The sequence below is a fragment of the Vallitalea sp. genome, from assembly GCF_025211055.1.
GTDB lineage: Bacteria > Bacillota > Clostridia > Lachnospirales > Vallitaleaceae > Vallitalea.
This window is the reverse complement of record NZ_JAOARO010000057.1, coordinates 110,503-132,797: the sequence shown is the minus strand read 5'-3', so window position 1 is coordinate 132,797 and position 22,295 is coordinate 110,503. Positions and strand designations below refer to the sequence as shown.

The window sequence follows — 22,295 nt, the reverse complement described above, 5'->3', positions numbered from 1 at the left end:
AACAATAGTTGTATTGAAATAAAATTGATAGTTGGGTTTGGATCATAACTTAAAGTTGAACCTTAACAATAGTTGTATTGAAATATGTGCTTGTCAGTTGCTCATTGCCATTGCAAGTTGGTTGAACCTTAACAATAGTTGTATTGAAATTCTTCTGAAAAAGAAAAATCTAAAAACAAAATAATGTTGAACCTTAACAATAGTTGTATTGAAATCAGACCATGTGTTCCATTGTCCAAAATAGTCGTCCCGTTGAACCTTAACAATAGTTGTATTGAAATTGGATTAAATGTTTTTTGCCTTGTTCTTTATAATTTGTTGAACCTTAACAATAGTTGTATTGAAATGCTCTATCATCTATAATTAGTTTAAATGGACAACAGTTGAACCTTAACAATAGTTGTATTGAAATATAACTAATTTCTCTAACTTTCTTAAACTAATATTAGTTGAACCTTAACAATAGTTGTATTGAAATAAAACAGAAAAAAGTAAAATAGATTGGTGGTGTTAAGTTGAACCTTAACAATAGTTGTATTGAAATTGAGCTTTCTTGTGTAACTTTAAAGCTTCAATGGTGTTGAACCTTAACAATAGTTGTATTGAAATATTAAATAATATCTATTCAGAAAGTCAGGTGTTCCATGTTGAACCTTAACAATAGTTGTATTGAAATTCTAATGATTTACCTCTAATCTCTATCTCTCTCATGTTGAACCTTAACAATAGTTGTATTGAATTAACCAACATCAGGAGAACCAATAATATACTTTAATAGTTGAACCTTAACAATAGTTGTATTGAAATATGATTTTAATTATGCTCTTTATAATCTCGTAGTTTGTTGAACCTTAACAATAGTTGTATTGAAATAACCCAAAGATTGAAAGAATATGCTAAGAGTTGTAAGTTGAACCTTAACAATAGTTGTATTGAAATTAGATAGAGTTAATATTAACTAATGTTCTTGTTCCAAGTTGAACCTTAACAATAGTTGTATTGAAATTTGTTAATGAACTCAATATCTCTATACTTTTGTTTTGTTGAACCTTAACAATAGTTGTATTGAAATCAATATCACTCCTTTATTTTTATTGATTTCTGACAAGTTGAACCTTAACAATAGTTGTATTGAAATTTTTATGTCCTAAAACATGAGTTAGATATAACTCTCGTTGAACCTTAACAATAGTTGTATTGAAATATTGAAATATAGTATTTTATGTACTCTCTATCCTCGGGTTGAACCTTAACAATAGTTGTATTGAAATTGAATAAATTGGCTAGAATTTTGATTTTTATTAGGTGTTGAACCTTAACAATAGTTGTATTGAAATTTGTCTTAAAGTCAATTATGATTTATGGAAGAACTTGTTGAACCTTAACAATAGTTGTATTGAAATGCAGAAGAAATTGCTGATGAAATAGTTAGCACATTCGGTTGAACCTTAACAATAGTTGTATTGAAATGGATCAAAAACATTTAAAAATAATGACTATGTGATAGTTGAACCTTAACAATAGTTGTATTGAAATCAGGTAGCTAATATACCAAGCATACTACAGGAGATTGTTGAACCTTAACAATAGTTGTATTGAAATTTCATTATAAAGCTTAATAATCCTTGAAAATGTCCAGTTGAACCTTAACAATAGTTGTATTGAAATACCATAACAAAAAAACTCTTAGATGTATTGCAAGTGTTGAACCTTAACAATAGTTGTATTGAAATAGTTGTAGTACATAAAAATCTAAATCTAGATGGTGTTGAACCTTAACAATAGTTGTATTGAAATATCATTTGTTAATTCTTTTCTAATTGTGGTACCCAAGTTGAACCTTAACAATAGTTGTATTGAAATTGCTAATCGGAGTATTAAAGGAAGCCCTTTAAGGCGGTTGAACCTTAACAATAGTTGTATTGAAATACGCTATAAAGAGGAACACTCCAAGCCGACAAACTAGTTGAACCTTAACAAGAGTTGTATTGAAATCTCCTTGCTTATTATCTCCGTTTATGTACCACTCTGGTTGAACCTTAACAATAGATATAAAAACTTATAGTTTGTAAGAAAACTAGGTTTATTATATCCTGTCATATGTATATGTTTTAGAATAATAGAAGATAAAAAAATATCATTCAAAAAATATTAAATAATAGTTTTTTAGTGTATAATAAAGATATCAAATATTATACGTGAGGTGGTTATCCTATGAATAAAAAGCTACGTATACTATCTAACACTATATTTTATATTGCTGAAGGAATATCTATATTTGCATTAGGAAAAACTTATTATGAAAGAAGTAAACTTCCAGATGGGGTTTGTCCAGTTAGTAATAATAACTGGTTATTAACTATTGGTATTAGTATGATAATATTATACTTGATAATAAGCCTAATAGAATGGTTTGTTTACAAAAAGGATAAATAAAAAAAGAGTTCATATTACCTAGATTGGCAATATGAACCTTTTTTGCTTATGAATTTATGATGTATTGTTGCATATACTCCAATCATTGTAAATAATAATAGTAACCCTTTTTTCACTATATATCCTCCTTTTTACATCATAATGACATTTTATACTATGTACATTAAGTACAAGTAAAAGAAAAATTAAAGATTAATTAAATATACATTAGAGAATACTGACAAAGAAACTTATTACCTTAAGTAATTAACTCATACTTATATGATTTATATCATATATACATTAAAAGAGGTGATTATATATGGGTAATAGTTTGTCTTTTTTAGTTAGCTCACTAACTGGATTAATTGGTCTCTCATTAGGGGTAATCATGACATATAGAATATCTGATAGAGGTAAAAGATTCGAAGGTGTTATGCTTGCTTTTACAGCAGGACTAATGTTAGCTATTGTTTCATTTGAGTTATTACCAAAAGCATTTGAAATAGGGGGATTGAATATTGGGCTGATAGGTATTGGAATAGGTATAATATTTGTTTTGGTACTAGAAGATTACCTTGATAAGAGCAAAAAAATTCAAAAAGACACAGATAATAGATATATCAAAAGTGCCATCCTTTTATCAATTGCATTTATGATACATAATATACCAGAAGGCATTGCTATTGGTTCAATGATAGGTATTTCTAATAGAGAAGGATTAAGATTTGCTTTTGCAATACTTGTACATAATATACCAGAAGGTATGATTATAGCCATGCCACTTATAAAAAGTAAGGTTAGAATGGTTTATATATTTTTAATGGTAAGTTTTATAAGCCTTTCTATGGGTATTGGAGCAATTATAGGATTATCACTTAGTCAGATATCCCCTGAGTGTATTTCCATATCATTAGGTATTGCAGGTGGTATCATGCTATATGTAACAACAGGAGAAATTATCGTAAAATCAATGAATCAATGGAAAGGGAGATCAATAACTATCTCAATTATATTGGGCATGATATTAGGTGTTCTATTATCACATAATTAACTTATAATAAATAATATAAATAGGTATCTTAATATTGGGTATAATAATCTTATATAACGTAAGTGATGACAAAGAAGGAATGACAATGGGAAAAAGATTTGAAAAATATTATGGTAAATCCTTTAGAAGATTATTAAAAATAATCAATCCAATCAAAAAAATATTTATATCTACAGATTGTGAAGTTCATAAATTCAATAATTATCAAGGATTACAATTATTAAAAAAATATAACTATGAAGATGAATATGATTTATTTCATGATTACCTAGAGGATATTAATGAAGGATCTGTCTGGGCAGATCAAGACTTCAGAAGTATTGCACATTTTTATAACCCTAACATAGAAAGAGGGTTATTCGGACATAGTCATTCTCTGACAGTGACAAAAGATTACTATAATAAGGCTCTTAAACTATGGAAAGAAGGTAACAAAAGTAAATCCATGTTTTATTTGGGTGCTTGCGTTCATATAATCCAAGACCTTACTATAAGTCAGCATGTTCAGATTAGATTGCTTAACAAACATAGACAATATGAAAATTATGTAAAATATACTCATGACTTAGTAAAAGAGTATATTGCAACTAAACCACCTATTTTATTGGATTCGCCAGAAAATTATATTAGGTATAATGCAAAGAAGGCTATTAGGATAGAAAAAAAGGTAAAAGATATTCCTAATACCAAATTAAGATATTATAACAAGACTTTATATACATTACCGTTAGCACAACGAACTACAGCAGGTTGTTATCTATTGTTCTTGAAAGATTTGAAAAAGGTAGGGGCTGTTCAACCATAAATACGTTTTATGGTTTGAAACAGCCCCTTACAAAAGGAGAAAAATTATATATTATTAGCTATACAGAAAGAAACTCTTAAAAGTAAACTTTCATAATAGTGCTAATCAATTGTTTTCAAAACAGTAGTTAAATATTCTTGATTCATATTAATAACTTTACACATCATTTCTTTTGATGGACCACCGATTACATTTCTCTTATTGACACAAGTTTCTAAAGATATTGCTTCATATATGTCATCTTCAAAGATAGGGGAAACACTTTTATATTCATCTAAAGTCATATCTTCAAGATTTTTATTGTTGTTTACACAATATAGAACTAATTTACCGATTACTGCATGAGCATCTCTGAATGGTAGATTCTTTTTAACCAGATAATCCGCTGCATCTGTAGCATTAGTGAAACCTCCACCAGCACCATCATACATTTTTTCCTTGTTGATTTTCATTGTTTTAAGCATATCTGTAAAGATAGGAAGACACATCTTTACAGTATCAATAGCATCAAAAGTTGCTTCTTTATCTTCCTGCATATCTTTATTATATGCAAGAGGTAAGGATTTTATGGTAGTAAAAAGACCTATTAGTGAACCATAGACTCTGCCTGTTTTACCTCTAACTAATTCAGCTATATCAGGATTTTTCTTTTGAGGCATAATACTACTACCAGTACTATAGGCATCATCTAATTCAATAAACTGAAATTCATTAGAACACCATAAAATAATTTCCTCAGAAAATCTGCTTAAATGCATCATCAACATGGATAGGGAGTTGATTAGTTCTATACAATAATCTCTATCTGAAACAGCATCAATACTATTCAGACATACACTATCAAAATCAAGTAACTCAGCTACGTATTCTCTATCAAGAGGGTATGTAGTGGTTGCTAATGCTCCTGCTCCTAGTGGAAGAGAGTTGGTTCTTTTGTAAGTATCATCAAGTCTTCCTATATCACGTTTTAACATCTCAAAATATGCCATTACATGATGAGCAAAAGTTATAGGTTGGGCTTTCTGTAGATGAGTATATCCTGGCATAATAGTATCAGTATTATTTTTAGCTATATCTAATAAAACTTCCAATAGATTAATAACTAATTTTTTTATGTCTATGATTTCTTCTTTCAGGTACATACGCATATCAAGGGTAACTTGATCGTTCCTGCTTCTTCCCGTATGAAGTTTTTTACCAACGATACCGATTTTTCCTATCAAAAGTTTTTCAATATTCATATGAATATCTTCGGATTCTATGTCAAAAGCTACTTTGTTGTTTTCTATATCAAGTAGAAGTTCTTCAAGTCCTTTTTTAATCACATCAGCATCTTCTGGTGGAATGATATCTTGTTTGCCTAGCATTGTAACATGGGCTATACTGCCATTTATATCTTGTCTGTATAATCTTTTATCAAAACGGATAGATGAGTTAAAATCATCTACCATAACATTAGTTGATTTTTCAAAACGTCCGCCCCAAAGTTTCATTATACATCCCTCCTTAAAAATATAGGTGTTTTTTCTATCTTTTCTGTAAACCAAACATATAATCTTAATTTATCTGCATTAAATTAAAGGTGGGAAATTGAGCTATTTATTAGAATCAATATTATTAAACATCATAGCTCTAACTTTTAGTGGAAGTCCAAAGAGGTTAATGAATCCTTCAGCATCTTTATGATTATATAATTCACCAGTTGTAAAACTAGCAATGCTTTCATTATATAATGAATAAGGAGAACTAGAACCAGCTGAAATAATATTTCCTTTGTATAATTTTAACTTCACTTTACCTGTAACAGTTTCTTGAGTAGAATCAACAAAAGCTGATAATGCTTCTCGAAGTGGTGTAAACCATTCTCCACTATAAACTAATTCTGCAAATTTAATTGATAAAGTATCTTTGTAAGCTAAAGTCTGTTTATCTAAGCATAGATATTCAAGTTCTTTATGAGCATAATATAAGATAGTTCCACCTGGAGTCTCATACACTCCTCTTGATTTCATACCAACAATACGGTTTTCAACTATATCTATTAAACCTATACCATTTTTTCCACCTATTTCATTAAGCTTAGTAAGGATGCTGGTACAGTTCATTTCTTCTCCGTTTAACTTAACAGGAGTTCCTTTGTCAAATTCTAATTCAATATATGTAGGTTCATCAGGAGCTTTTTCAGGTGTTACTGTCATCTGAAGAAGGTTATTATAGTCAGGTTCATTCTCAGGTAATTCAAGGTCAAGTCCTTCATGGCTTAGATGCCATAAGTTACGGTCTCTACTATAACTATCTTCTTTCTTCATAGGTGCTTCGATACCATGTTTAGCACAATAATCAAGAGCATCTTCACGTGACCTAATATCCCATATTCTCCAAGGTGCAATAATTTTTAGATGAGGTGCAAGAGCTTTGATAGTTAATTCAAAACGAACTTGGTCGTTACCTTTACCAGTAGCACCGTGACATATTGCCTGAGCACCTTCTTTTAAAGCAATCTCAACTAATTTCTTAGAAATGATTGGTCTTGCCATAGATGTACCTAATAAATATTTGCCTTCATATACAGCGCCAGATTTTACAGTTGGTATTACATAATCATCAACAAAATCATCAACAACATTTTCTATGTACAACTTACTAGCTCCAGAGGATAAAGCTCTTTCTTCTAATCCATCTAATTCTTTTCCTTGCCCTACGTTAACACAAACAGCTATTACCTCATAATTATAGTTTTGTTTTAACCAATGTATAATAACCGTAGTATCTAATCCACCGGAATATGCCAATACTACTTTTTTCTTAGTTTCATTATTATTGTTATTCATATATATTGCCTCCTATACTTTATGTAATTAATAACTTTTTTATAATTATACATTAAAACTAATAAATATTCAATAGAAAAAATAAAAAAAGCGTACATTTGTACACTTTTTGATAATACATAAATGAATAATTGATATAAACATCTATAGTATTGGTGAAAAGAGCCTAGATATAGTTTCTTTCATTTTGATACGTTGAGATCTATTTATATAATCATCTTTTGTTATTTCATTACATAACGGCAAATCTTTTTCAAATTCTCTTTCAAGCTTTCTGGTAGTTTGTCTATCATATATAAAAGCATTAGCTTCAAAGTTAAGTTTAAAACTTCTGATATCAAAGTTACATGTTCCAACAGAAGATAATTTTCCATCTACGGCTATCATCTTAGAATGTAAGAAACCATTTTCATAAGTGAAAGCACGTATACCATATTTTAGTAAATCACCAATATAAGAATAAGTTGCCCAGTAAACAAACATATGATCAGGCTTGTTAGGAATCATTATACGTACATCCACGCCAGATACAGAAGCGATTTTTAGAGCTTCCATGATGCTTTCATCAGGTATGAAATAGGGTGTTTGAATAATAATTGTCTTCTTAGCAGAAGATATCATTTTGATATAGCCATGCTTTATCTGTTCATTAATTGAATCAGGTCCGCTTGTTACTATCTGTATTCCGATTTTACCCAATGATGGGCTAGGGGATTCTTTGAAATAATCTAATGATGATTCTAGTGATTTTTTGGAAGCGTTTCTCCAATCTAATAAAAAGCGCATCTGTAAACCAATAACGGCATCCCCCTCAATCTTTAAGTGGGTGTCACGCCAATAGCCAAATCTCTTATTACGTCCTAGATATTCATCGCCAACATTAAAACCACCGATAAAACCGACTTCACCATCTATTACAGCAATCTTACGGTGGTTACGATAGTTGGCTTTTGAATTAATCAGTTTAAATCTTGAGGGAAAGAATAGGGCAACTTCAACTCCTGCTTCTTTTAATTCTTTATATGTCTGCTTCTTTATATGTCTGCAACCGATATGGTCGCCTAATAATCTAACTTTTACACCTTCAAGAGCCTTCTGCTTAAGAAGGTCATATAACTCATAACTTATAGAATCATTTTTCATAATATAATAAGCTATGTGGATATGGTTTTTTGCTTTTTTTATCTCATCAAATAATATATGGAATTTCTGTTTTCCATCAGTGACAATCTGCACATTGTTATTCTGCGAATAAAAAGATTCACTTAATTTATTATGAAATAGAATCATATCAGTATAATTGGCCATTGATTTGTCGTTGAACTTAAAAGAATGATTTTCGAATTCTTTTCTCTGTTGATTAAGTATTGATTTATATAACTTACTCTCTTCAAATGTATATTTGAATATTTTCCTCTTAGATATATTTTGAGAGAAGATCAAGTAAAAAATAAATCCAATACCGGGAAGCATTATCATAAATAACAGCCAGGCGAGCGTGGTTGTAGGTGATTTTCTTTCTAATGTTATAATTATTGCTGTAAATATTAAATTAAATAAGAAGAAAAGGACATAATTATAACTTAATGTAATCACATAATTTTCCATTAGAATTCCCCCTTACATCTTTATATTATACCATATTTTACAATTAAATATAGCTAGAATCAAGCTTTTTCTATAATATACAATAATTAACTAAATATTATTAAAACCTATTGCATAAATATTAATATTAATGTATAATTATTAAAAAGTTCGAGAGGTGATTATATGATAAAGGCAGGTATTATCGGAGCTACAGGTTATGCAGGGCAAGAATTAATGAGATTATTAATGCAACATCCAGATTGTGAAGTTGAGGTAATCTCATCTAGAACATATAAAAATACTAATTATGATCAAGTATATGGTAATTTCATGGGTATAGCATCTGATAAATTAGTTGATGAAGAGATTGATGAAATATCAAAAAAAGTGGATGTACTATTCATTGCATTACCACATGGTATAGCATCTAATAAAATATCATCAAAAACCTTAGAAAATACTAAAGTAATTGATCTTGGTGCGGATTACAGGTTGAATAATTTATCAGTATATGAAAAATGGTATGGTGTTTCTCATGGTAGTCCTGAACTAATTGATGAAGCTGTTTATGGATTGTGCGAGTTAAAAAGAGAAGATGTGAAGAAATCTAATCTAATAGCTAATCCTGGTTGTTACACAACTTGCAGCATATTATCCTTAATGCCGTTGGTAAAGAATAATCTCATAGATAAGAGTTCAATTATAGTTGATGCCAAATCTGGTGTTACTGGTGCAGGAAGAGCACTTAATCTAGGTACTCATTATACTGAATGTAATGAATCAATCAAAGCATACAAAATTGCATCTCATAGACATACACCAGAAATTGAACAGGAACTAAGTGGTGTGACAGATAGCAACATCTCAATTTCTTTTACTCCACATCTCATACCTATGAATAGAGGTATCCTTATAACGTCTTATGCTAGTCTTAATAATAAATATGCATATAAAGATATAAAAGAGGTATATGAAGAGTGTTACAAAGATGAACAGTTCATAAGACTTTTACCAGAAGGAGTATTCCCAGAAACTAAATGGGTAAAAGGTTCAAATTATTGCGATATCAATTTCCAGATAGATGATAGAACCAATAGAATAATTGTACTTGGTACAATTGATAATCTAATAAAAGGTGCAGCAGGTCAAGCTGTTCAAAATATGAATATAATTTTTGGATTAAAAGAGAGTACAGGACTTGAAATGATTCCTGGTTTCCCAATTTAATTAGAAATAGATAACATTTATGAAAGGTGATGACGACATGGATATAGTAAAAGGCGGTGTAACGGCGGCTAAAGGATATTTGACAGGTGGAGTACACTGTGGTGCCAAGAGAAAAAATAAGGATTTAGCTATTGTTCATACTAAGACTCCAGCCAATATGGCGGCAACATTTACAACGAATATAGTAAAAGCAGCACCAGTGCTTTGGAATAAAAAGATATTTGATGAAGGTAATACAGTTAAAGCAATTGTTGTTAATAGTGGAAATGCTAATGCTTGTACAGGAAAAATAGGCATGATTCATACTAATGAAATGGCTACTAAGACAGGAGAAGTACTAGGGATAGATGAAGAAGAAGTATTGGTAGCTTCTACTGGTGTCATAGGAGTAAAACTACCAATAGATAAAATATGTAATGGAATAATTGATCTATCAGATAAACTTGGAGATACTGAACAATCAGCGGATGATGCCGCTAATGCAATCAGAACTACTGATACATACAGTAAACAAATAGCAGTTACTGTTATGATAGATGGTAAAAAAGTTACTATCGGCGGTATGGCAAAAGGTTCAGGAATGATTCACCCTAATATGGCTACAATGCTTTCATTCATAACAACGGATATTAACATATCAAAAACGCTACTTAGAAAAGCGCTATCAGACAGTATAAAAGACTCTTACAACATGATATCCGTTGATGGTGATACAAGTACTAACGATATGGTTATTCTATTAGCCAATGGTGAAGCTGGTAATAAAGAAATATCCCAAGTTAATGAAAGTTATAAAATTTTCAAAGAAGCCCTTGATTACATCAATATTTATCTAGCCAAACTAATTGTAGCAGATGGAGAAGGTGTAACCAAATTCATTGAAGTATCGGTAAAAGGAGCTAAAAATAAAGAAGATGCAAGATTACTCGGCAAATCAGTTATAACATCTAATCTGGTAAAAACAGCATTCTTTGGTGAAGATGCCAACTGGGGAAGAATACTATGTGCTATGGGATACTCTAGTGCAGAATTTGACCCAAGTAAAGTAAGCTTACACTACGTAAGTGGTAAAGGTAAAATAACTCTTGTAGAAAATGGATTACCTATTGATTTTGATGAAGACTATGCATCATTAATTATCAGTGAAAGAGATATTATCGTAGAAATAGAGCTTGATGAAGGAGATGGTGAAGCTAAGGCTTGGGGGTGCGACCTTAGTTATGAATACGTAAAAATCAACGGAGAATATAGAACTTGATAAGAGAGGAAAATAAATATGAAAAAATATATTCAAAGAGCTAAGGTATTAGTTGAAGCTTTACCTTATATAAAAAAATTCAATGGTGATATAGTAGTAATCAAATATGGCGGTAGTGCTATGGTGGATGAATTCATTAAAATGTCAGTTATTCAAGATATTGTATTAATGAAACTAGTAGGACTAAGGCCTGTTATAGTCCATGGCGGTGGCAAGGAAATAAGCGGGATGTTAAGTAAAATAGGTAAAGAAAGTAAGTTTATCAATGGACTCAGGGTTACAGATGAAGAGACGGTTCAAGTTGCTGAGATGGTATTATCAGGAAAAGTTAATAAAGATATAGTACAGCTTATAGAGAATCATGATATTAATGCAGTTGGAATAAGCGGTAAAGATGGTAAAACACTGAAGGTAACAAAAAAGGAATTTGAAGATTATGATGTTGGATATGTAGGGGAAATTACAAAAGTCAACACAGGACTTATTGAAACTCTCCTAGAAAATGAATACATACCAGTAATTGCACCAATCGGGACAGATGATAATGGTGATACATATAATATAAATGCTGATTATGCGGCAAGTTCAATAGCTGGAGCCCTAAAAGCGGAAAAGTTGATATTTCTAACAGATGTAGAAGGTATTCTTAGAGATGTGAATGATAGTGGTTCACTAATATCACAGATAGATGTCAAAGAAGTACCAGAATATATAGAACAAGGTGTTATCAGCGGTGGAATGATTCCAAAAGCTGAGTGTTGTGCATCAGGAATCTATAAAGGTGTTAAAAGTGTACATATACTCGATGGAAGAGTAGAACATAGCTTGTTATTAGAAATCTTCACAAAGAGCGGTGTAGGAACTATGTTCTATGGAGCGTAATACTATTTAATGAAAGTGGTGAGAACAAATGGAGCAATTGATAAATAAAGGTAAAAAAGTTTTTATGAGTACATACGCTCAGTTTCCTATTGTTATAGAAAAAGGAGAAGGAGTAAAAGTATATGATGAAGATGGTAATGAATACATAGATTTTGTTGCTGGAATAGCTGTTAATTCTCTAGGATACAAAAATGAAAGATTAGTAACAGAATTAAAAGAACAATTGGATAAGCTAACACATTGTTCTAATCTCTATTGGAATGAACCAGCTATAGAAGCAGCAGGATTATTGGTAGAATATAGTGGACTTGATAAAGTTTTCTTCTGTAATAGTGGCGCAGAAGCAATAGAAGGTTCTCTGAAATTAGCAAGAAAATATGCCAAGAAAAATCTAGGTACTAATAAAAACGAAATCATTACTATGAAGAATTCATTTCATGGTAGAACCTACGGGGCAGTTACTGCAACAGGTCAACTGAAATACCAAAAAGGCTTAGACCCATTACTTCCAGGTGTGAAATACGCTGAGTTTAATAATATTGAATCTCTAAAAGAAGTCATAGATGATAATACGTGTGCAGTATTAATGGAACCAATTCAAGGTGAAGGTGGTATAAGACCTGCTAACAAAGAGTACCTGAAACAAGTTAGAGAGATATGTGATAAAAATAAACTAGTCTTGATATTTGACGAAGTCCAATGTGGTATTGGAAGAACAGGAGAAATATTCGCATATGAATTATACGAAGTAAAACCTGATATTGTAGCCCTAGCAAAAGGACTTGGCGGTGGAGTACCTATTGGAGCAGTTATAGCTAATGAAGAAGTCGCTAAGGGGTTCTGCCCAGGAGACCATGCAAGTACATTTGGTGGTAATCCTCTAGTATGTACAGCTGCAAAAGTTGTATTAGAGGAAATATCTGATAATGAAATTCTTGATAACGTTAAGGTTCAAGGTAATTACCTGACTATGAAGTTAAATGAATTAAAAGATAAATATGATTTCATAACTGATGTTAGAGGACATGGATTAATGCTAGGAATGGAAATGGATATCCCTGTAAAAGATATAATAATAAAATGTATGGAGAAAGGATTATTACTAGTTGGGTCTGGTGAGCGTATAATTAGGTTCGTTCCACCTCTTATTGTAAAAAAAGAAGATATAGATTCTGCTATTTTGGTACTTGGCAGTGTTCTGGAAGGAGAGATTTAATGTATGCTAAATTAATTCTTGAAGATGGAACAGTTATAAAAGGAAAAAGTTTTGGAGCTAAGACTACGGTATGTGGTGAATTGGTTTTTAATACTGGTATGACAGGATATACTGAGATATTAACAGACCCATCTTATGCAGGTCAGGTGGTTACAATGACATATCCTTTGATTGGTAATTATGGAATAAATACTGAAGATATGGAATCGGACTATATCAGAGTTTCAGGATTTGTAGTTAAGGAATATTCAGTTAATCCTAATCACTGGCAATGTGAAAAAGATATAAACACATATCTAAAGGAAAATAATATTCCTGGTATATATGGTATTGATACAAGGATGTTAACTAAGAAGATAAGAGAAAAAGGAACTATGAAATGTATGATAACCACTGAAGATGAAGATAGGTTATTAGAGAAATTGAAGGATTATAAGTTCCCTAGTAATATTGTTGAACAGGTGTCTAGGAAAGATATCAAACATATAGAAGGGGCAGGTAAGAAAATAGGAATTGTTGACCTTGGTATCAAGTCAGGAATAATTAACCAACTAGTAAGTCTTGATTGTGATATATATATCTTCCCACAAGATATTGGTTCTAAAGATATTATTGAATATGATTTAGATGGAGTACTATTTTCTAATGGACCTGGAGATCCAAAGGAGGCTTCTATTCCTATCAAAACTGTAATAGAGTTAATAGGTAAACTACCTATTTGGGGAATATGTCTTGGCCATCAGATTATTGCACTTGCACTTGGAGCAGATACATATAAACTAAAATTCGGACATAGAGGAAGCAATCATCCAGTAATGAATATGAATACAGGAAAGGTATTTATATCATCTCAGAATCATGGATATGCAGTAGAAGAAAGCAGTTTTACAAAAGACATGGAAAAGACTTTTATCAATGTTAATGATGGTACCATTGAAGGATTTAGTTCTTCTGATTACAATATCAAAACAGTACAATTCCATCCAGAAGAAGGACCAGGACCAGAAGATTGTCATTATATTTTTAAGGAATGGATTGAAGCAATTATTTAGAAAAGAGATAACAGAAAGGGTGAGAAAATGCCTAAGAACATGGATATCAAAAAAGTGCTGGTTATTGGTTCAGGACCTATCGTTATTGGTCAAGCAGCGGAATTCGATTATGCAGGAACTCAAGCTTGTAAAGCTCTGAAAGAAGAAGGTATAGAAGTAGTACTGGTTAATAGTAATCCGGCTACAATAATGACAGATGACAATATTGCTGACAAAGTATATATCCAGCCACTTACAGTAGGGTCACTAGACTATATTATAGACAAAGAGCGACCTGACGGCATTCTACCTACATTAGGTGGTCAAACCGGACTTAATATGGCTGTTGAATTAAAAGAAGCAGGTATTTTAGATAAATATAATGTAACATTACTTGGCACGTCTCTTGAAACTATAAAAAAAGCTGAAGACAGAGAAAGCTTCAGAAACTTGATGATTGAGATTAATGAACCTATTCCAAAAAGTAAAATCATCTGTAATATAGAGGATGGTATAGGGTTTTCAAAAGAGATTGGATTCCCAATTATTGTAAGACCTGCTTATACATTAGGTGGTCTTGGTGGTGGAATTGCACATAATGAATCAGAGTTAAAAGACATATTGCATACTGGTCTAATGCACAGCAGAATAGGTCAAGTTCTAGTGGAGCAGTCAGTGGCAGGCTGGAAAGAGATTGAATACGAGGTTATGAGAGATAGTAATGATACATGTATCATAATCTGTAATATGGAAAATATTGATCCTGTAGGTATTCATACAGGAGATAGTATTGTTGTAGCGCCTTCTCAGACATTGACTGACAATGAATATCATATGCTCAGAAGTTCTTCTATTAAAATAATCAAAGCCCTAAAAATCGAGGGTGGATGTAATGTACAATTTGCCCTTAACTCAATAAGTAAAGAATATATAGTTATAGAGGTTAATCCTAGAGTTAGTCGTTCATCTGCACTAGCATCAAAAGCAGCAGGTTATCCAATTGCTAAGATTGCTGCTAAGATAGCTATAGGGCTTAATCTACATGAAATAGATAATGCAGTAACTAAAAAGACTAAGGCTTCATTTGAACCAGCTCTTGATTATGTTGTTACTAAGATTCCAAAGTGGCCTTTTGACAAATTTGATTATGCAAATAGAGAGTTAGGTACGGCAATGAAAGCAACTGGGGAAGTAATGGCTATTGATAGAACCTTTGAAAGTTCTTTATTAAAAGCTGTAATATCCTTAGAAGGAAAAGAAACAGGGCTTAGAAAAGAAGAGCTCCAAAAACTGACAAAAGAAGAAATATATGATGAGTTGCAAGTTGTTGATGATAGGCGTATTTTTGTATTAGCAGAAGCTCTTAGAAAAAATATATCGGTAGATACCATTAATGAAATTACAGCAATAGATAAATGGTTTTTGTACAAAATAGAGAATATAATTATCGTAGAAAATGAGTTGAAATCTGAATTACTTACTAGAGAATTATTAGAAAAAGCTGAGGCACTAGGTTTCACAGATATTGAGATTATGGATTTATCTAATAACTCTTACGAAATGTTGGATACATTAAGAAGAGCCTACAATATTTATCCAGTGTATAAAATGGTGGATACTTGTGCAGCAGAATTTGAATCCCATACACCTTATTATTATTCAACATATGAAATGGAAAATGAAAATGAAATCAGTAAAAATGAGAAGATTATTGTTATAGGTTCAGGACCAATAAGAATAGGACAGGGCATCGAGTTTGATTATTGTTCAGTTCATGCAGTATGGTCTATAGGAAACTTAGGGTACGATTCTATTATAATTAATAATAACCCTGAAACAGTGAGTACAGATTTTGATATATCCAATAAACTATATTTTGAACCACTTTTTATAGAAGATGTTCTTAATGTAATTAGAAAAGAAAAACCAAAAGGTGTTATAGTCCAATTCGGAGGACAGACAGCTATTAATCTTGCTCCAAAACTAGTTAAAAATGGTGTGCAGATACTTGGAACTTCTGTAGATTCTATTGATGTTGCAGAAGATAGAGAAAGATTTGACAAGCTACTAAATCAATTAAACATTAATAGACCAAAAGGAGGTTCTGTTGCATCTGTTAATGAAGCTATAAAGGTAGCTAATGAAATAAATTATCCAGTTCTCATAAGACCTTCATATGTAATCGGTGGTAGAGCAATGATGGTTGTAAGAAATGATAATGACTTAAAGCAATACTTACAAGAAGCTGTGTCCTTATCAACGGATTACCAAATACTTATTGATGAGTATATAGAAGGTGTAGAAGTGGAAGTTGATGCTATATCTGATGGAGAAGATATACTAATACCTGGTATTATGGAACATATCGAAAGAACAGGAGTTCATTCAGGAGATAGTATATGTGTATATCCTCCTCAAACATTATCACAGGAAGTAATTAAGACTATAATTAACTATACTAAGAAGATTGCTAAGGCATTAGAAGTTATTGGTCTTATGAATATACAATTTGTTGTTAGAAATGAAGAAGTATATATCATTGAGGTTAATCCAAGAGCATCAAGAACTGTACCTATACTTAGTAAAGTAACTAAAATACCTATGGTTCAAATAGCTATGGAGACGATACTAGGTAATAAATTAAAAGACTTACCTTATGGTATTAATCTTGCAAATACAACTAATTTGGTAGCAGTAAAAGCCCCAGTATTTTCCTTTGTCAAATTAAATAACGTAGATGTAGCATTAACTCCAGAAATGAAATCCACGGGTGAAGTATTAGGTATAGATTCTAATTATAAAAAAGCTCTATACAAGGCTTTCATAGGAGCTGGATATAAGTTTTATGATGGAGGGGATATATTAGTATCCATCAATGATGAGAGCAAAGAAGAAGCACTCATCTATATTAAAAAGCTTGTAGACTTTGGTTTTAACATTCATTCTACCGCTGGTACTAATAAGTATCTAAACAGTATAAAGATTGATAGTACTGAAATATCTAATGACATAGAAGTTGTGAGGGATAAGATGAAGAACGGTGAAATAATAATGATATTCAACATTCCAACTAAAGGTAAAGATATAAACAGGGACGGCTTCAAACTTCGTACTTTTGCACAGCATCTTGGAATACCTTGTTTCACTTGCATTGACACTCTAAGGGAATATCTTAGTGTAATGGAATTCATTAAGGAAGAAAATGAATTTGATTATGAAACAATAGATTATTATCAAACTAATTAAAATAAAGTTTTGTATGCATAATTTAACGATTTATAGAATTAAATTAATAAAATCCTTTTTTTGCTTAATAAAATAGTATATAATATGTTTTGATGTATTATATACTATAGTTTTAGTATAACATTATCTGTACAGTTATATTTATTTATTAAGGGAAATTTAATTTTTTATTATATAATAAATTATGATATAATTTAAAAAAGACTTAGATAAAATAATAGAATATAGAAATGAGGTAATTTAAGTGTACAAAATTGTAAAGAAGAAAACCATCAATAGTCAAGTTGAATTAATGGTTGTTGAAGCACCTTTTACTGCTAGGAAATGTGAGCCAGGACAATTCATAATTCTTAGAGTTAATGAGGAAGGCGAAAGAATTCCACTAACTATTGCTGATTATGACAGAGAAGCGGGAACAGTAACAATTATATACCAAGTTGTTGGGTATTCAACTAAATTACTTAGTAAGAAGCAAGAAGGCGATTATATTAATGACTTTGTAGGTCCTCTAGGTCAAGCTACTGAATTAAAAAAACATAAAAGAGTATTAGGAATAGGCGGAGGTGTTGGAGCTGCCCCACTATATCCTCAAATAAAGAAATTAAAATCAATGGGCGTTAGTGTTGACGTTATTATTGGTGGTCGTAGTGAAGAGTACATAATTCTCGAAGAAGAGTTCAAAGAAATATGTGATAACATATATTTTGCTACTAATGATGGAACTAGAGGTACAAAAGGATTTGTAACTGATGTTCTAAATGATTTATTGGAAGAGGGGAATAAATATGACGAGGTTATCGCTATAGGACCTTTGATTATGATGAAAGCTGTTGTTTCAGTTACTAAACCTCTTAATATACCAACTGGTGTATCTCTTAACCCTATTATGATAGATGGAACTGGTATGTGTGGGGGATGTCGTGTTACTATAGGGGGCGAAACAAAATTTGCATGTGTTGATGGACCAGATTTTGATGGATTCTTAGTTGATTTTGATGAATGCATGAGAAGACAAAGCTATTATAAAGAAGAAGAAGACCATGTATGTAAGCTAGATGGTATCAAAAATAAAAAGTAGGAGGGGAATAAAATGCCTAACATGAGTAAAGAAAAGGTAAAAATGAAGGAGCAGGATCCTTTACTTAGAATAAAGAATTTTGATGAAGTTACTTGTGGTTATACGTTGGAAGAAGCTATGGAAGAAGCTAGTAGATGTTTGCAGTGTAAGACTAGACCATGTGTTGGGGGATGTCCAGTTAGTGTTCCGATTCCAGAATTCATAAAAGAAGTTAGTGAAGGTAATATAGAAGGGGCATATAATATTATTGCTACAGAAAATAGATTACCAGCTATTTGTGGAAGAGTCTGTCCTCAAGAGTCACAATGTGAAGGTAAATGTGTAAGAGGACGTAAAGGTGAGCCAGTGGCTATTGGTAGACTTGAACGTTTTGTTGCAGATTATTATATGAAGAACATTAAAAAAGACGTTGAAAAACCTGAGTCAAACAATAAAAAGGTTGCAGTTGTTGGCGGTGGTCCAGCAAGTTTGACATGTGCAGCTGATTTGGCTAAAAAAGGTTATGAAGTAACTATGTACGAAGCGCTTCATCAACTTGGCGGTGTTCTAATGTATGGTATCCCTGAATTTCGTTTACCAAAAGGTCTAGTACAGAGAGAATTAAAAAGTGTTACTGACCTAGGTGTAAAAGTAGAAAAAAATGTTATAGTTGGTAAATCAATAACTATAGAAGAATTATTTGAAGAAGAAAGATTCCAAGCTGTATTTGTAGGTAGTGGAGCTGGACTTCCTAGATTCATGAATATAGAAGGAGAAAATCTTAATGGGGTTTACTCAGCTAATGAATTCTTAACTAGAGTTAATCTTATGAAAGCTTATGATTTCCCTAATAGCCCAACACCTGTAAGAATAGGTGAAAAAGTTGCTGTTATAGGCGGTGGCAATGTTGCTATGGATGCAGCAAGAACAGCTAAGAGATTAGGAGCAAAAGAAGTTAAGATTGTATATAGAAGAAGTAAAGAAGAGTTACCTGCAAGAGTAGAAGAAGTACATCATGCAGAAGAAGAACAAATCATATTTGATCTTCTTAAGAATCCAGTTGGAATCATTGGTGAAGATGGTCATGTTACTGGTATGAAGTGTATCAAGATGGAACTTGGTGAACCAGACGAAAGTGGCAGAAGAAGGCCACAGCCTATTGAAGGTAGCGAAGAAATAATGGATGTTGATATAGTTGTAGTAGCTATTGGTCAAACACCTAACCCACTTCTTAGAGATACAACTGATGGACTTGACGTTAATAAAAGAGGTTGTATTGTAGTTAATGAAGATACTATGGAAACTACATTAGAGAATGTATATGCTGGTGGAGATGCTGTTACAGGAGCAGCAACAGTTATACTGGCTATGGGAGCTGGAAAGAAAGCAGCAAAAGCTATTGATGAAAGACTAAGTAAGTAAATATAGTGGAACTATTTAGATGACAATTGTTGTTGTTTAATAATGACTTACAGTTATGTATATTTATAATAATTAATGAGAATAATAAATCTAGTATTAAAGAGGAATATGGGAGAAATTAATAAATTATATAAAAAACTGATTAGGGTTTGTAAGAAAGGTGATAAACATGGCTGCTATTTGTGCAATTATTTCTGGGGCACTAATGAGTATCCAAGGTGTTTTCAATACAAGGGTTACAGAGAGTTCATCTATATGGGTAACTAATTCGTTAGTTCAGATAACAGGTTTCATAGTTTGTATTGGGGCATGGTTCTTGACTGGAAGAGATAGTTTTGCTAATTTACTGAAAGTAGATAGTAAATGGTATCTTACAGGTGGTATACTAGGTGCATTTATTATATTCACTGTAGTTAAAGGAATGACTACATTAGGTCCTGCATGTACAGTAATGCTGATTTTGATTTCCCAGTTGATAATTGCCTATTTAATAGAATTATTTGGCTTATTTGGTACTGAACAAGTACCCTTTGTTTGGAAAAAAGTTATTGCTGTAGTTATTATGATTGGTGGTATCATATTATTCAAATGGGATTAAACTCATTTGGATTTTTTTTTGCAACCATATTTTGCTATCAAAAATTTAGTTTTCTATAATTAGTGAGTTTATATTAGTGATAATATATAATTTGTGGAGTGTACAATAATACATAATTGATTTACAATATTAATAAACAAAGACTAAGGGGCTGAACAAAATGAATTATGATAATGAAAGAAAAAAAGAATTAGATGATAAGTTAAGACAATGTTTAGAAAATATGAGTGAGGCTAATCGCTATAAGAAGCTTATTAAGTCAACTGGAGAAGATTATAAGAAGCTAAATAATAAGTGGCATCAATTAAAAGAAGAACTTAGAAAAGAAGAACAAGATGTGGAAAAACTTACAAAAGTTACTTTTACTAATTTTTTACATACTATGATTAATGATAAAGCTGAAAAGCTAAACAAAGAAAAACAAGAGGCGATAACTGCTAAGTTAAAATGTGATAGTGTACTAACTCAGTTAGAAGATTGCAAAACATCACTAGAAAAACTTAATATAAAATATAGGAAGCTTAGTCAAGCAGAAGAAGAATATGAAATGCTCTTAGAACAAAAAAGGAACTTCATTCTGACATATATGCCAGATAAATGGGATGAAATTGAGAGTTTGATGGAAAAGAATAGAGAAATAAGTAATCAGCTAAAAGAAATTGATGAAGCAATTAGTGTGGGTAAAAATACAATGGCATGTATTAATAATGCAAGAGAAGCTCTTCAATCAGCAAAGAACTGGGGAACTTTAGATATGCTTGGCGGAGGATTATTATCTACTATGGCAAAAAGAGAAAATATGTCAGAAGCTCAGGATTATATCTCTGATATGCAAAAGTGGATAAGGTCTTTTGCTCGAGAACTTAGTGATGTAGATGATTACATTAATGCAGAGTTGGATTTAGGTGATTTCTTAGGCTTTGCTGATTATTTCTTTGATGGGTTTTTTGTGGATTGGGCTGTTCAATCAAAGATTAATAGTGCTATAGAAAAAGTTGAGGACACGAAATATGAAGTTAATAACATTCTGAGAAGATTAGAAACAGAGAGTAATAATCTTAACAATAAAAAATATTCTATAAATAACCAGATAGAAACAATAATAGAAGAGGCATAAATTTTATATGTAAAATCTTTACTATTATTTTTTTAGTGATATAATTAGATAGTACTTACAATAAAAGGGGGATACTAATGAAGAAAAAAAGATTACTTGTTTTAGGTACTGCAATTGGTGGAGGAGCTTATTGTGTTTATAAGAAAATCCAAAAGATAACCGATACTTTTAGTAAAGTTGTTATTTTTAATAATGAAGACATAAAATACGAACTAGATCAAGAAATTGAAGATGCCGCAGTTGTTTTTGGTAGTCTTAATATTGACTTAACAGATATTGATATTGAAGATGGAACAACCATAAAAGTATTAGCGTTATTTAGTAATATGACAATTAAAGTTCCAAAAGAATGGAAAATTGTTGCGGAAGGAAATAATAAAGCTAGTAATATAGAAATTGATGCTTTTAAAGAAGATGACGAAGAAAGTAAGGATATTACTATTAATATTGAGTATAACATACATTTTTCTAATATTAATATAAGTAACGAGTAAATATACTAGGGTTGTAGGATATATTAGATATATTCTACAACCCTTTAATTAT

General features: G+C 31.3%; 17 protein-coding genes and 1 CRISPR repeat array (1 of these 18 running past the window's edge). Of the genes, 14 read left to right on the top strand and 3 right to left on the bottom strand.

Translation table 11 applies throughout. From position 1 onward, the window contains the following. Nucleotides 1–1,995: a CRISPR direct-repeat array (repeat unit 30 nt; unit sequence GTTGAACCTTAACAATAGTTGTATTGAAAT); it reaches 1,734 nt to the left of the window's first position. Nucleotides 1,996–2,214: 219 nt separating this feature from the next. The 3 genes from N4A55_RS07790 to N4A55_RS07780 all read left to right on the top strand — a co-directional run bounded on the left by N4A55_RS07790 (nucleotide 2,215) and on the right by N4A55_RS07780 (nucleotide 4,274). Further along, nucleotides 2,215–2,436, top strand: coding sequence for a hypothetical protein (locus N4A55_RS07790; protein ID WP_293755035.1), 222 nt, complete (start codon nucleotides 2,215–2,217; stop codon nucleotides 2,434–2,436). Between the two features lie 301 nt (nucleotides 2,437–2,737). Continuing rightward, entirely contained in the window at nucleotides 2,738–3,469 is a 732-nt protein-coding gene (locus N4A55_RS07785; protein WP_293755034.1) for a ZIP family metal transporter, read from the top strand. A gap of 34 nt (nucleotides 3,470–3,503) precedes the next feature. Then, a complete protein-coding gene (locus N4A55_RS07780) occupies nucleotides 3,504–4,274 on the top strand; it encodes a zinc dependent phospholipase C family protein (protein ID WP_293755033.1) in 771 nt (256 codons plus the stop codon). A 101-nt stretch (nucleotides 4,275–4,375) separates the two neighbouring features. Here the strand turns inward: N4A55_RS07780 and argH are convergent, their stop codons facing one another. The 3 genes from argH to cls all read right to left on the bottom strand — a co-directional run bounded on the left by argH (nucleotide 4,376) and on the right by cls (nucleotide 8,713). Then, nucleotides 4,376–5,770 (bottom strand): argininosuccinate lyase, encoded by a 1,395-nt coding sequence (gene argH / locus N4A55_RS07775; RefSeq protein ID WP_334303781.1) that lies wholly within the window; start codon nucleotides 5,768–5,770, stop codon nucleotides 4,376–4,378. Nucleotides 5,771–5,869: 99 nt separating this feature from the next. Next, nucleotides 5,870–7,105: an argininosuccinate synthase gene (locus N4A55_RS07770; protein WP_293755031.1), complete on the bottom strand. Its 1,236-nt coding sequence runs from the start codon at nucleotides 7,103–7,105 to the stop codon at nucleotides 5,870–5,872. Between the two features lie 144 nt (nucleotides 7,106–7,249). Continuing rightward, nucleotides 7,250–8,713: a cardiolipin synthase gene (gene cls / locus N4A55_RS07765; protein ID WP_293755030.1), complete on the bottom strand. Its 1,464-nt coding sequence runs from the start codon at nucleotides 8,711–8,713 to the stop codon at nucleotides 7,250–7,252. 165 nt (nucleotides 8,714–8,878) lie between these two features. Here cls and argC point away from each other — a divergent pair, with 165 nt between their 5' ends. The 11 genes from argC to N4A55_RS07710 all read left to right on the top strand — a co-directional run bounded on the left by argC (nucleotide 8,879) and on the right by N4A55_RS07710 (nucleotide 22,243). Continuing rightward, nucleotides 8,879–9,922, top strand: a complete 1,044-nt coding sequence (argC, locus tag N4A55_RS07760) for an N-acetyl-gamma-glutamyl-phosphate reductase (RefSeq protein WP_293755029.1) — start codon at nucleotides 8,879–8,881, stop codon at nucleotides 9,920–9,922. Between the two features lie 37 nt (nucleotides 9,923–9,959). Then, on the top strand, nucleotides 9,960–11,180 hold the full coding sequence (gene argJ, locus N4A55_RS07755) for a bifunctional ornithine acetyltransferase/N-acetylglutamate synthase (RefSeq protein WP_293755028.1): 1,221 nt from the start codon (nucleotides 9,960–9,962) through the stop codon (nucleotides 11,178–11,180). A gap of 18 nt (nucleotides 11,181–11,198) precedes the next feature. Further along, entirely contained in the window at nucleotides 11,199–12,062 is an 864-nt protein-coding gene (gene argB / locus N4A55_RS07750) for an acetylglutamate kinase (RefSeq protein ID WP_293755027.1), read from the top strand. A gap of 28 nt (nucleotides 12,063–12,090) precedes the next feature. After that, nucleotides 12,091–13,278 (top strand): aspartate aminotransferase family protein, encoded by a 1,188-nt coding sequence (locus N4A55_RS07745; RefSeq protein ID WP_293755026.1) that lies wholly within the window; start codon nucleotides 12,091–12,093, stop codon nucleotides 13,276–13,278. Further along, nucleotides 13,278–14,330, top strand: coding sequence for a glutamine-hydrolyzing carbamoyl-phosphate synthase small subunit (gene carA, locus N4A55_RS07740; RefSeq protein WP_293755025.1), 1,053 nt, complete (start codon nucleotides 13,278–13,280; stop codon nucleotides 14,328–14,330). The genes N4A55_RS07745 and carA overlap by 1 nt, the downstream gene beginning before the upstream one ends. Before the next feature lie 27 nt (nucleotides 14,331–14,357). Next, nucleotides 14,358–17,555, top strand: a complete 3,198-nt coding sequence (gene carB, locus N4A55_RS07735) for a carbamoyl-phosphate synthase large subunit (protein ID WP_293755024.1) — start codon at nucleotides 14,358–14,360, stop codon at nucleotides 17,553–17,555. Nucleotides 17,556–17,799: 244 nt separating this feature from the next. Next, nucleotides 17,800–18,633 carry a sulfide/dihydroorotate dehydrogenase-like FAD/NAD-binding protein gene (locus tag N4A55_RS07730; protein ID WP_293755023.1) on the top strand — a complete coding sequence of 278 codons (834 nt, stop codon included), beginning with the start codon at nucleotides 17,800–17,802 and terminating at the stop codon, nucleotides 18,631–18,633. 12 nt (nucleotides 18,634–18,645) lie between these two features. Continuing rightward, entirely contained in the window at nucleotides 18,646–20,034 is a 1,389-nt protein-coding gene (gltA, locus tag N4A55_RS07725) for an NADPH-dependent glutamate synthase (RefSeq protein ID WP_293755022.1), read from the top strand. A 169-nt stretch (nucleotides 20,035–20,203) separates the two neighbouring features. Continuing rightward, nucleotides 20,204–20,632 carry a DMT family transporter gene (locus N4A55_RS07720; protein ID WP_293755021.1) on the top strand — a complete coding sequence of 143 codons (429 nt, stop codon included), beginning with the start codon at nucleotides 20,204–20,206 and terminating at the stop codon, nucleotides 20,630–20,632. A gap of 160 nt (nucleotides 20,633–20,792) precedes the next feature. Next, nucleotides 20,793–21,749, top strand: a complete 957-nt coding sequence (locus tag N4A55_RS07715) for a hypothetical protein (protein WP_293755020.1) — start codon at nucleotides 20,793–20,795, stop codon at nucleotides 21,747–21,749. Between the two features lie 77 nt (nucleotides 21,750–21,826). Next, nucleotides 21,827–22,243, top strand: coding sequence for a hypothetical protein (locus N4A55_RS07710; protein ID WP_293755019.1), 417 nt, complete (start codon nucleotides 21,827–21,829; stop codon nucleotides 22,241–22,243). The last annotated feature ends 52 nt before the right edge of the window (nucleotides 22,244–22,295 follow it).